The sequence below is a fragment of the Nocardia sp. NPDC049707 genome, assembly GCF_040674855.1.
Taxonomy (GTDB): domain Bacteria; phylum Actinomycetota; class Actinomycetes; order Mycobacteriales; family Mycobacteriaceae; genus Nocardia.
Map to the genome: position 1 here is coordinate 1 of NZ_JBFANN010000045.1, position 12681 is coordinate 12681.

A 12681-nucleotide genomic window follows, 5' to 3' on the forward strand; every position below is an offset into this window, starting at 1 on the left:
CTCGCGTCCGAGCCGTCGAGACTCGCGCCTACGGCGCATGCGCTTCGACGACTCGGACGCGAGACGGGCCGCGAACGGTCGCTCGTAAGACTCGCTTCGTTGTGGTCGCTGGTGGCGGATCGTCCGGCACCCACTGCACGCACGCCGAGACCCACGACTTCGCCGCATCCGCTCCGACAACTCGGACGCGAGACCGCGAACCAGTCGCTCGCAAGACACACCCCGTGGTGGTCAGTGATGAAGGGACATCCCGCACCTGGTGCACGCACGGCGAGACCCACGACTTCGCCGCATCCACTCCGACAACACAGACACGAGACCAGCCGCAAACAGGCCGCGCATAAGACTCGCTCCGTCGTCGTCGGTGAGGAGGGGACGTCCCGCACCAGTCGACAGGCCACTGGCAGCACCCGATCAGGTTCGCGCTTAGAGTGGTTTACGTGTCCGTGGTCGTAGCACCCAGTCCTATCCTCGCTGTCCCGGGCGCTGTCGCGGCCGCGGCCGGTTCGCCGGATGCCGCCGTCGCCTGGCATTACGGGGATCCCTTCCGCGAGCAGCGCGCCGCCGTGGAGCGGGTGGCGATCGTCGACCGGTCGCATCGCTTCGTCCTGAAAATCACCGGGGCCGAGCGGCTGACCTGGTTGCACACCATCAGCAGCCAGCACATCGCGAACCTCGGTGACGGTCATTCGGCCGAGAATCTGGACCTCGATCTGAACGGCCGGGTGCTGCATCATTTCGTGCTGACCGATCTGGACGCCACGCTGTGGATCGACACCGAGGGCGAGCGCGGACCGGCGCTGCTGGAGTTCCTGGCGAAAATGGTCTTCTGGGCCGATGCCAAACCGGTCGAGGCCGCCGATCACGCGGTGCTCAGCCTGCTCGGCCCGCACATTACCGAGCTGACCGAAGCGCTCGGGATTTCGACCCTCCCGGAGACCTACGCGGCGGTGCCGCTGACGGACGGCGGGTTTCTGCGCCGGATGCCATGGCCGACCGCGGACTCCTTCGACCTGGTCATCCCACGCGACCAACTCGCCGACCGCTGGGCCCGCCTGACCGCCGCGGGCGCCGAGCCCGCGGGCATGTGGGCCTTCGAGGCACTGCGCGTCGCGGCGTTGCGACCCCGGATCGGACTCGATACCGACGAACGGACCATCCCGCACGAGGCCCGCTGGATCGGCGGCATCGCCGAGCACGGCGCGGTGCACCTGGACAAGGGCTGCTACCGCGGCCAGGAAACCGTGGCCCGGGTGCACAACCTCGGCAAGCCGCCGCGTCACCTGGTGCTGCTGCATCTCGACGGCTCCGCCGACGAACGCCCGGCCACCGGCACGGACGTCACCGCGGGCGGTCGCACCGTCGGCCGCCTCGGCACCGTCGTCGACCACTACGAATACGGCCCCACCGCACTGGCTTTGATCAAACGCACCATCCCGGCCGATACCGAACTGGTCGCGGGCCCGACCGCCGCTGCCATCGATCCGGATTCGGTCCCCGCCGATGACGCACCGCAGGCGGGTCGGATCGCCGTCGACCGGCTGCGTGGGCGCTGATGCAGCCCGATAGCGCTCGGGTGGTTGCGGTGTGCGTGGTCCACGCCGAACTGGAGGTCCCGAGCCGTGTCGGCCGGACGGCCATCGACAAACGACCGGTTGCCGGTCGCGTCGCCGTGCGAACCCTCGGCCTCGACGGCGATCACGTATGCGACACCAAGCATCACGGCGGCGTGCATCAGGCCGTCTATGCCTACGCCGAGGAGGACGCGCGGCGCTGGGGTGCCGAACTCGGCCGCGAACTGCCCCCGGGTTGGTTCGGTGAGAATCTGCGCATCGCCGGAGTGCCGGTCAGCGATGCGGTGATCGGTGCGCGCTGGTCCATCGGTGACACCCTGCTCGAGGTGAGCGCGCCCCGCGTGCCGTGCTCGACCTTCCAGCACTGGGCCGGCGAGGCCCACTGGGTCAAGCGGTTCACGTTGCAGAGCGATACCGGCGCCTACCTGCGCGTACTCACCGAGGGCACGATCGGCGCCGGCGACGAGGTGCGTATCGTGCACACGCCCGACCACGGCATCACGGTGCGCGACCTGTTCACCGGCCACGATCCCGAGCGGCTCGCGATTCTGCTCGCGACCGAACCGACGATCTCCGATGATGTGCGGATGCAGATCGAGCGGCACGGCCGCCGCCACGCCAATGCCACCCTTGCCCGCGCGCAGCGGGTCGATATGACAAGCGCCAGCGCACAGCTCGGCGAACAGACGGGAGCCGAGCTATGACCGTCGAACTGGTCGAGGTCGTCCGCTCCGGCTTCCGCGAATGCGTGCACAGCGGTTCGGTGGTGATCCTCGGCGCCGACGGTGAGCCGACCCTCGCGCTCGGCGAGGTGCACGTCCCGATCTTCCCGCGCTCCACCAATAAGCCCATGCAGGCGATCACCCTGCTGCGCAATGGCTTCGAACCGCTCGACGATGCCGAGCTGGCCATCGCGACCGCATCGCACTACGGCGAACCGGATCACGTCGCCCTGGTCGAGCGCCTGCTCGACCGTTTCGGCTTCGACGAGAAGGCCCTCGAATGCCCGCCCGACCTACCGCAGGAGGAGCGCGCGCGGGCCGAGGCACTACCCGAACCGCGCCGCGTGTACATGAACTGCTCCGGTAAGCACGCGGCCATGCTCGCCACCTGCGCCGTCAACGGCTGGTCGACCAAGGGCTATCTGGACCGGACACATCCGCTGCAACAAGCGGTGCTCGCCACCATTACCGACCTCACCGGTGAACCCGAAACCGACCTCGGCATCGACGGTTGCGGACTACCGATCATCCCGGTCCCACTGGTGAATCTGGCTCGGTCCTTCGCGGCCATGGTTACCGCCGCCCCCGGTTTACCCGAGCGGCGCGTCGCCGATGCGATCCGCGCCAATCCGCGAGTGATTTCCGGCACGAACGCACCCGATTTATTGACCATGCAGGCCACCCCCGGCCTGGTCTGCAAAATCGGCGCGGACGGTGTGCACGCGGGTGCGCTGCCGGACGGAACGGCGTTCGCGTACAAGATCGCCGACGGCCACGACCGCGCGCGAATCCCCCTGACGCTGGCAATTCTGCATCGCATGGGCATCGAATGGACCGCCGCGCACGCCGAACTCGCGGCGCCGCCGGTGCTCGGCGGCGGTGCCAGGGTCGGGGTCATCCGAGCGATTCCCGGGGTCGTCTGAGGGTCGGCCCGACGGCGACAACCGGGCAAACGGCGCCACTTCCGGAGGTCTCCCCCACTCCTGGAGGCGCGACCGCCGGACACACGCTAGAGTGTCTGTCAGGAAGAGTATTAATTCGAACGGGGCCGCCAACAAACCCCAGGCCGCCCCGCAGTGACGCGAGGGGGTCAGCCATGGGCCGTGGCCGGGCTAAGGCAAAGCAGACCAAAGTCGCACGCGAGCTGAAGTACAGCTCAGCGCCGACTGACTTCGCGAGCCTTCAGCGCGAGCTTTCGGGTAGCCCCACTTCTCAGCGGAGTGGCGTGCTGTCCGATGAGCACGACGCGGACGAATCCTCATCCCGCTGGGACGAGGAAGACAACTACGACGACTGGCGCCGCTGACTCGGTAGACGATGAAGGGGGAGGCCGACAGGCCTCCCCCTTCGGTAGTTGACGCCGCGTGACCGGACTGACCATTCGAGGCTTGCACCACAACAGCGTCCCGCATCCGATGATGCGGGACGCTGTTGTGTCATATCGACTCTCAGAAGCGCGGGTGCTCGCCGACCAGTACGGCGCGCACCGCGTCGGCATCCTTGGCCTTCTTCACGGTGCCGAGGGTCCAGCAGGCGATGTGTCGTGCCGTCAGCACGGCCAAGGCCCGGTCGACGTCCTCGGGCGCCACTACAGCAACCATGCCGACACCCATGTTGAAGGTCTTCTCCATCTCGACCCGCTCGACCCGGCCGCGCTGCGCGATCATCTTGAATACCGGCGCCGGATTCCAGGTGCCGCGATCCAGTTCGGCGACCATGCCCGCGGGAATCACCCGACCCAGATTCGCGGCCAAGCCACCGCCGGTGACGTGCGCGAAGGTGCGCACATCGGTTTCGGCGATCAGCGCGAGGCAGTCCTTGGCGTAGATGACCGTCGGCTCCAGCAGCTCCTCACCGAGGGTGCGGCCGAATTCCTCGACATGGCCGGTCAGCGACATCCGGTCGATATCGAGCAGCACCTTGCGGGCCAGGCTGTAGCCGTTGGAGTGCAGACCCGAGGAACCCATGGCGATCACCACATCGCCGGGACGCACCCGGTCCGGACCGAGCACCGAATCGGCCTCGACGACACCGATGCCGGTCGCGGACAGGTCGTAGTCGTCCGGATCCATCAGGCCGGGATGTTCGGCGGTCTCGCCGCCGAGCAGGGCGCAGCCCGCGCGGACGCAGCCATCCGCGATGCCCGAGACCAATTCGGCCACCTTCTCGGGGACGACCTTGCCGATGGCGATGTAGTCCTGCAGGAACAGCGGCTCGGCGCCGCAGACCACCAGATCGTCCACGACCATGGCGACCAGGTCGAGGCCGACCGTATCGTGCTTGTCCATCGCCTGGGCGACCGCGATCTTGGTGCCGACCCCGTCGGTGGAGGCCGCGAGCAACGGCTCGCGGTAGCCACCCTTCAGTGCGAACAGCCCGGCGAATCCGCCGAGCCCACCCTGCACCTCGGGCCGGCTGGCCTTCTTCGCCAATGGCCCGAACAACTCGACTGCGCGGTCACCTGCCTCGATGTCCACGCCGGCCGCGGCGTACGAAGCACCAGCACCACTGGGGGTCTGTTCAGTCATTTTCGGGGAAAGCTCCAAACCGAATCGGCGGATAGATGCCAGCTCACGCTACCGGAGACACATAACAACCTTGCAGCGGACATAGCGCGCAACGGCGGCCACCAGTACAAACGCGACGACTGATTTCGCAAGTACATGGGTAATACATGCCGCCCCACCGAACCGCCGGCCCGGTAACCAAGCCCGCTAACTCACGACCCGCCGAAGTCCCCGGGAGGTGTGGGAGCCTGCTCTGTCGCGAATAGCGCCGCCGTTTGCGCACGCCTGCGGCGCTGCTCCACCGGATCGGGCACCGGCACCGCAGCGACCAGCCGTCGGGTGTACTCCTGCTCCGGACGGCGCAGAATGCGATCACGATCGCCCTGCTCCACCACCGCGCCGTTGCGCAGTACCACGATCCGATCCGCCAGCTGGTCGACGACCGCCAGATCGTGGCTGATGAACAGGCAGGCCCAGCCGCACTCCTGCTGCAACTGTCCGAACAGCTCCAGCACCGCCGCCTGCACCGAGACATCCAGCGCACTGGTCGGCTCGTCGGCCACCAGCAGGTCCGGATCGAGGACGAGCGCCCTGGCCAGGCTGGCGCGCTGACGTTGGCCGCCGGACAGCTCATGCGGATACCGGCGTTCGGTGCCCGCGGGCAGCTGCACGTCATCGAGGAGTTTGCGGACCCGAGCGCGGATCTGCTCGGAACTGCCCGCCTTGTGCACGATCAGCGGTTCCGCCACACAGTCGCCGACGGTGAGCCGCGGATTCAGCGAACTGGCCGGATCCTGGAAGACGAAGCCGAAGCGGCGGCGAATCGGCCGCAGCTGCCGCTGTGACAGCTCCGCGATGTTCTGTCCACGCACCCGCACGACCCCGGAGGTCGGGCGCTGCAATGCCGCGACACAGCGGCCGATGGTCGACTTTCCGGAGCCGGATTCGCCGACCAGGCCGAGGGTTTCACCCGGCCGAATGGACAGACTCACGTTGTCCACCGCACGGAATGGCGGTCGGCCGAACGGTCCGGGAAACTGCACGACCAGATCGGTCACCTCGAGCACCGGCTCGGCGGCGGCGACCTCCTCGACCGCACCGTGCTCCAGCTGTTCGGTACCCAGATGCGGTACGGCGGCGAGGAGTTTGCGGGTGTACTCCTGCTTCGGCCGCGCGAAAAGCTCGTCCACCGGCGCCTGCTCGACTACCTTGCCGTCGCGCATCACCACCACCCGGTCGGCGATATCGGCGACCACACCCATGTTGTGGGTGATCAGCACGATGGCGCTGCCGATGCGATCGCGCAGATCACGCAACAGCTCCAGGATTTCGGCCTGCACGGTGACATCGAGTGCGGTGGTCGGTTCATCGGCGATGATCACCTTCGGCTCGCAGGAAATCGCGATCGCGATCATGACGCGCTGCTTCTGTCCACCGGAGAGCTGATGCGGGTAGTAGTCCACCCGATGTTCCGGATCGGGAAGTCCGACCATGCGCAGCAATTCGATCGCGCGAGCCTTGGCCGCCTTACGACTCATATCGCTGTGCGCCCGCAGTGCCTCGCAGATCTGATAACCCACCGTGAACAGCGGGTCGAGTGCTCGGCCCGGTTCCTGGAAGATCATCGAGATCGCGTCGCCGCGCAGGGCGGTGAGCTGCCGCTCGCTCATGGACGTGACCTTGTCCGCACCGAGGGTGACCAAGCCCTCGACCCGAGCGGTATTCGGTAGCAGTCCGATCGCGGTGCGCGAACTCACCGATTTGCCCGAGCCGGATTCCCCGACAATGGCCAGCACCTCGCCGGGAAACACCTCGTAGGAGACATTGCCGACCGCGTAGACCGGCCCGGCGTCGGTGGCGAAGGTGACCGACAGCGATTCGATGGACAGCGCCGGACGCCTCGTCTCGGCAACCGCTTCCGTCATTGCGGTACTCCTTCCCCTGCTGAACTGTCCTTATCTGCGGCGGTATCGCTGTCGAGCCGCGCCAACTCAGCGACAGTGAGTTCCGCTGCTGGAGTGAGTTCCGTTGCAGGAGTGTCCTTTTCGAGATCGACGCGCGCGCTGTCGCCAGCGACGGTTGCCGGACTCAACGTCCGGCGCGTGCGCAGCATCGGATTGAGCACCTCGTTGAGGCTCTCACCGACCAGCGTCAGGCCGAGTACGACCAAGACGATGGCGGTGCCGGGGAAGATACCCGTCCACCAGATGCCGTTGGAGACATCGGAAAGCGCCTTATTGAGGTCGTAGCCCCATTCGGCGGCCTGGGTCGGTTCGATACCGAAACCGAGGAAGCCGAGCGCCGCCAGTGTCAGGATGGCGTCGCCCGCATTGAGGGTGACGATCACCGGCAGCGACTGAGTGACGTTGGCGAGGATGTGCCGGAACATGATTCGAGTGGTGGACGCGCCGGTGACTCGGGCCGCGTCCACATACGGTTCGTTCTTCACCGCGACGGTCGCATTGCGCACCACCCGAAAGTATTGCGGCACATAGATCGCCGTAATCGCGACGGCCGCCGACAGCACGCCGCCGAAGCTGCTCGACTGCCCACCCGCGACCACGATGGAGACAACGATCGCGAGCAGCAGGGTCGGGAACGCGTAGATGGCGTCCATGAACAGTACGAGCACCCGGTCCAGCGCACGTCCGATGTACCCGGACACCAATCCCAGCGGCACCCCGACAACCAGTGACATCAGCAGCGAGATCGCGATCACCAACAGCGCGGTACGGGCGCCGAAGATCACCCGGGACAGCACGTCCTCGCTGCGCACCGACGTGCCGAACCAGTGCTCACCCGATGGCGGTTGCTGTGCGACGAAGGCGACGCCGTCGGACGAGTTCTGGGCGAGCCCGTACGGTGCGAGCAGCGGCGCGAAGATCGCCACGAATACGAATACCGCGACGAGGCCGAGTCCAACGATCAGCGTCACCCGCTGCAATCCGGCGGTCATGGTGAACAGTCGCAGTCCGGGTATCCGCCTGCGTTTCGTCGGCGGCACCGGCGGTATGACCAGTGGCTCGTTCGCCAATTCCGGAGCGGTCATCAGAACCTCACTCTCGGGTCGATCAGCGCGACGATGGCATCCACCAGGAAGCTGATGACCGCGACGGCCAGCGCCAGGAACGCGACAATGCCCTGCACCGCGATGAAATCGCGCTGATGCAGGTACTCCGCGAGCTGATAACCCAACCCCTTCCATTCGAAGGTGGTCTCGGTGAGCACCGCGCCGCCGAGCATTGTCGCGATATACATGCCCATCACCGTGATGATCGGAATCATCGCGTTGCGCACGGCATGCCGGCCCGTCACCACCCGCGCCGAAAGTCCGCGGGCCCGTGCGGCATCCACGAATTCGCTGCGCAGCGTCTGGATCAGATTGACGCGCACCAGACGCAGGAATATGCCCGCCGTCAACAGACCGAGGGCCACCGCGGGCAGTATCGCGTGCTTCAGCACATCGATCAGATAACCGCTGTCCCCGTAGAGGATCGCGTCGATCACCATGATGTTGGTTTTCGGCGAAACATGCTGCAGTTGGAGCTCGACAGAGGTGCTCGCCCGCCCGGCGACCGGCAGCCACTCCAGCTTCACCGCGAAGATCAGCTTCAGCAGCAGGCCGACGAAGAAGACCGGCGCCGCGTAGGCCAAGACGGCAAACAGCCGCAGCCCCGCGTCGGCCGTCGAATCACGATGTGTCGCAGCGTATCTGCCGAGCGGCACACCAACCGCGAAGGCGACGAGCAGCGCCCAGAACACCAGCTCCAGGGTCGCCGCGCCGTAGGTGGTCACCACCTCGCTGATCTGCCGATTGTCCTGGGAGTGACCGAAATCCCCGTGCATCAGCCCGGAGATGTACTCCCAGTACTGGGTCAGGATCGGCCGGTTCAAACCGGCTGCCTCCTTGCGCACTTCGATCTGCTCCTGGGTCATCCGTCCACCCATCGCGGCGCTGATCGGATCGCCGATCACCCGCATCAGGAAGAACACGACGGTGACCAGGATCCACGCCGTCGGCAGGATCAAGAACAGTCGAATCACCAAGTACCGCAACAACGCCAGCTGTCGGGAATCCCCACTCGACTTCCCGGCCCATGGCAGCCCGAAGCGCCGGACCCGAACCGGTGCCCGCGTTTCCGCGGCGGCAACAGCTTCGGGCCCGGCTTCGCCGGAGGGCCCACCCGTCGCCCGACCACCGCCCCTCATCGAGTCGCTGCGCGACGCTGCATTCAACGGCTCAGCACCGTGTATCGGAACTTGAACGACGCATCGAGTGTGTCCGTCACCCCATGCACGCTCGGATTCGACACCGCGATCTGCTTACCGGACAGCAGCGGCAGGGTCGGCAGGTAGTTCTGCGCGAGATCCTTCTGCACATCCTCGATCAGCTTGATGCGCTTGGTCTTGTCCTGCTCGGTCGTCTCCGCGGTGAGCTGCGCGGTGATCTTCGGATCCTCGAAGTGCGACTGCAGGAAGTTGTTCGGCGCGAAGAACGGGGTCAGGTAGTCATCGGCGTCCGGGTAGTCCGGGAACCAGCCGAGGTGATAGAGCGGGTAACCGTCGCGAGCCCGTTCCCTCTGGTAGGTAACCCATTCGGTGGATTGCAGATTCACCTTGAACAGCCCGGTCGCCTCCAGTTGCGATTTGATCGCCGCATACTCCTCGGAGCTGCTCGAACCGTAGTGATCCGGGTTGTATTGGAGGTTCAGTTCCACCGGTGTCGCGATGCCGGCACCGGAGAGGAATTTCGCCGCCGCATCCTTATTGGGTTTGGCTCCGTAGAGATCCTTCAGCGGCTCGGCCGCGCCCGGCATGCCCTGCGGCACAAAGCCATACGCGGGCTGGAAGGTGTTCTTGTAGACACCCTCGGCCAGCGCGGGTCGGTCGATCGACGAGGCGATGGCCTTGCGCACCGCCAGCTTCTGCTCCGGGGTTCCGCCCGGCATGGTGTTCATATTGAAGACGATGTAGCGCAGTTCACCACCCGGCCCGTCCGACACCTTGACCTTGTTGTCCTTGCGCAGCGATTCGATATCGGTGGGCGTGAAGGATCGGTACGCCACATCGAGCGCGCCGCTCTGCAGATCGAGCTTCATATTGTCGGAGGTCGCGTAGTACTTGGTGGAGATCTGCGATGTCTTCGGTGTGCCGAGAATGCCCTTGTAGTCCGGGTTCGCCTTGTACTCGACCAGCTTGTTCTTGTCGTAACTGGCGATGGTGTACGGGCCGGAGTAGCCCTTGGCCTTCACCACGTCCTCATCCGCCAGCACCTTGTCGGCCGGGAAGACCTTTTCGTCCACGATCGGACCGGCCTGCGTGGGCAGGATCGCGGGGAAGGTCTGATCGTTGGCGACCTTCAAGGTGAAGTTCACGGTCAGATCGTCGACCACGTCGGTTTTGTCGAGGCTGCCCAGCAGCGAGGCGGGACCGTTCGGGTCGTTGATGCCCAGCATGCGATCGAAGGAGAACTTGACGCTCTTGGCGGTCAACGGGTTCCCATTGGCGAACTTCAGCCCCGACTTCAGCTTGCACGTGTACACCGTGGGCGCGCTGAAGTCACACTTCTCCGCGGCGTCCGGTTTCGGGGTGGCATCGCCGGGCGCGAAATTCATCAGATACGAATAGATCTGAGTTTCGACCAGCAGCGAGCCGTTGTCGTACGCGGCCGCGGGATCGAGCGAGAAGATCTTGTCCGTGGTGCCCGCCACCAGACCGGCCCCGTCACCACCCCCACCGGTGCGCCCCGATCCACATCCCGCGATCGCGGACACGGCCAGCGCCGCCATCCCGACCGCCGCGATTCGTCGCGTCCGGTCCCCTCGCCCAGACTTCTTCGAAACCATCAACATCAGGCCCCACTTCTCGAGCGTGCCACACCGCATGTGCTGGATCACAGGACCGCGGTGGGCATGGTGAACTTCCGATCTTTCGGGCACCGTACCCAGGATCCATTTGTGGGATGTTGCGTTTTCAAAGAAAAAATCCACAGGGCTGTTGCGGAGGTTGCGAATGATGCGCTGGTAACAGCGGATCACCGGACGAATGACCAGGTTCGCCGCGAAAGCGACGTCGTCGCGTCTCGAGGAGGCCACGGCACAGCGGCAGACAGATGGGCCCGAGAACGTGGGCCGAACAAGATCGAACCCCCCGGCGGTCGCCGAGGGGTTCGTATCGGGCGGATGCCGTCAGGGGCGGCTCAACGCACTCGCATTCGCGTTCTCGCTCAACAGCATCGCCTCGGACTGGCCGGTGAGCATGCCCTCGAGGACGTTCTTGCCGATGGCCGCCTCGGTGGGCAGCGGGATCGGGTAGTCGCCGTCGAAGCAGGCGCTACACAGCCGCGAGCGCGGCTGCTCGGTGGCGGCGATCATGCCCTCGGTGGAGACGTAGCCGAGCGTGTCCGCGCCGATCGAGCGGCGCACCGCCTCCACCATGTCGTCGTAGCTGTCATCGGCACCCGCGCCATTGGCGATCAGCTCCGCGCGCGAGGCGAAGTCGATGCCATAGAAGCACGGCCACTTCACCGGCGGCGAGGCGATCCGCACATGGATCTCCAACGCACCCGCCTCGCGCAGCATTCGGATCAACGCGCGCTGGGTATTGCCGCGCACGATGGAGTCGTCCACCACGATGAGCCGCTTACCGCGGATCACCTCGCGCAGCGGATTCAGCTTGAGCCGGATGCCGAGCTGGCGGATGGTCTGACTCGGCTGGATGAAGGTGCGCCCAACGTAGGCGTTCTTCATCAGGCCCTGCCCGTACGGCACGCCCGAGCCCTGCGCGTAACCGACCGCGGCGGGCGTACCGGACTCCGGCACCGGGATCACCAGATCGGCCTCGACCGGATGTTCCTTGGCCAGGCGACGGCCGATCTCCACCCGGGTGGCGTGCACCGAGCGACCGGCGATAGTGCTGTCGGGCCGGGCCAGGTACACGTATTCGAAGACGCAGCCCTTGGGTTCCGGATTGGCGAAGCGCATGGACCGCACACCGTCGGCATCGATCGCCAGCAGTTCGCCCGGCTCGATCTCCCGGACGAAGGCGGCGCCGACGATATCCAGTGCGGCGGTCTCACTGGCTACGACCCAGCCACGCTCGAGCCGGCCGAGGCACAGCGGACGAACGCCGTGTGGATCCCGTGCGGCGTAGAGGGTGTGCTCGTCCATGAAGGTCAGGCAGAACGCGCCCTTCAGCGTCGGCAGCAGCTTCATGGCGGCCTGCTCGATGCTCGAATCCGCGGCGGCGTGCGCGAGCAGCGCGGTCATCACATCGGAGTCGGAGGTGGCGGTGATCGGCGCGAGGCGGCCGCCGGCGACCGGCGGCGTACCGATCAACCCGAGTTCGCGGGCGCGCGCGCTCAATTCAGCGGTATTGACCAGATTTCCGTTGTGGCCCAACGCGAGTCCAGAACCGACCGCAGTGGTGCGGAAGATCGGCTGCGCATTCTCCCAGGTGGTGGAGCCGGTGGTGGAATAGCGACAGTGACCGACGGCGATATGACCCGGCATCGCGGCCAGTGTCTGCTCGTCGAATACCTGGCTGACCAGGCCCAGATCCTTGAAGACCAGAATTTGTGAGCCGTCGGAGACGGCGATACCCGCGGCTTCCTGGCCACGGTGTTGCAGCGCGTACAAGCCGTAGTACGTGAGCTTGGCCACGTCCTCGCTCGGCGCCCAGACTCCGAACACACCACATTCTTCGCGTGGTTCGTTCTCGACTTGATCGGGGGTAGTTTCGACCGGCATCTCGGCGTTGGTCACCGTTTGCTCCCTGTTCGGGCGGGCTGGGGGCAAAGGCCATTCTACGGGTGGATCATGCGCCGTGATCACCGCCACCGGGTCGGCAGAGCAATCGCCGAGCGACGCTGCCGTTTTT

Annotated in this window: 10 protein-coding genes; 4 read left to right on the forward strand and 6 right to left on the reverse strand. The window is 66.0% G+C overall.

The annotated features are described in order from the left end of the window. The first annotated feature begins 440 nt into the window (after positions 1 to 440). The 4 genes from AB0J29_RS29870 to AB0J29_RS29885 all read left to right on the forward strand — a co-directional run bounded on the left by AB0J29_RS29870 (position 441) and on the right by AB0J29_RS29885 (position 3602). Positions 441 to 1556, forward strand: a complete 1116-nt coding sequence (locus AB0J29_RS29870; protein WP_364793474.1) for a folate-binding protein — start codon at positions 441 to 443, stop codon at positions 1554 to 1556. Continuing rightward, the gene (locus tag AB0J29_RS29875; protein ID WP_364793476.1) at positions 1556 to 2278 is read left to right on the forward strand and encodes an MOSC domain-containing protein; all 723 of its coding nucleotides are present in this window, start codon (positions 1556 to 1558) and stop codon (positions 2276 to 2278) included. The genes AB0J29_RS29870 and AB0J29_RS29875 overlap by 1 nt, the downstream gene beginning before the upstream one ends. After that, the gene (locus AB0J29_RS29880; RefSeq protein ID WP_364793478.1) at positions 2275 to 3219 is read left to right on the forward strand and encodes an asparaginase; all 945 of its coding nucleotides are present in this window, start codon (positions 2275 to 2277) and stop codon (positions 3217 to 3219) included. Before AB0J29_RS29875 ends, AB0J29_RS29880 begins: the two co-directional genes overlap by 4 nt. Positions 3220 to 3392: 173 nt before the next feature. Continuing rightward, positions 3393 to 3602: a DUF3073 domain-containing protein gene (locus tag AB0J29_RS29885; protein ID WP_364793480.1), complete on the forward strand. Its 210-nt coding sequence runs from the start codon at positions 3393 to 3395 to the stop codon at positions 3600 to 3602. A gap of 142 nt (positions 3603 to 3744) precedes the next feature. Here the strand turns inward: AB0J29_RS29885 and purM are convergent, their stop codons facing one another. The 6 genes from purM to purF all read right to left on the reverse strand — a co-directional run bounded on the left by purM (position 3745) and on the right by purF (position 12551). After that, on the reverse strand, positions 3745 to 4824 hold the full coding sequence (purM, locus tag AB0J29_RS29890; protein WP_364496503.1) for a phosphoribosylformylglycinamidine cyclo-ligase: 1080 nt from the start codon (positions 4822 to 4824) through the stop codon (positions 3745 to 3747). A 191-nt stretch (positions 4825 to 5015) separates the two neighbouring features. Beyond that, positions 5016 to 6728, reverse strand: coding sequence for an ABC transporter ATP-binding protein (locus AB0J29_RS29895; RefSeq protein ID WP_364793482.1), 1713 nt, complete (start codon positions 6726 to 6728; stop codon positions 5016 to 5018). Further along, a complete protein-coding gene (locus tag AB0J29_RS29900; RefSeq protein ID WP_364793564.1) occupies positions 6725 to 7759 on the reverse strand; it encodes an ABC transporter permease in 1035 nt (344 codons plus the stop codon). Before AB0J29_RS29900 ends, AB0J29_RS29895 begins: the two co-directional genes overlap by 4 nt. 92 nt (positions 7760 to 7851) lie before the next feature. Next, positions 7852 to 9039 (reverse strand): ABC transporter permease, encoded by a 1188-nt coding sequence (locus AB0J29_RS29905; RefSeq protein WP_364793484.1) that lies wholly within the window; start codon positions 9037 to 9039, stop codon positions 7852 to 7854. After that, entirely contained in the window at positions 9036 to 10592 is a 1557-nt protein-coding gene (locus tag AB0J29_RS29910; protein ID WP_364793566.1) for an ABC transporter substrate-binding protein, read from the reverse strand. The genes AB0J29_RS29905 and AB0J29_RS29910 overlap by 4 nt, the downstream gene beginning before the upstream one ends. A 399-nt stretch (positions 10593 to 10991) precedes the next feature. Next, positions 10992 to 12551 (reverse strand): amidophosphoribosyltransferase, encoded by a 1560-nt coding sequence (gene purF / locus AB0J29_RS29915; protein WP_364793568.1) that lies wholly within the window; start codon positions 12549 to 12551, stop codon positions 10992 to 10994. Positions 12552 to 12681 lie beyond the last annotated feature (130 nt).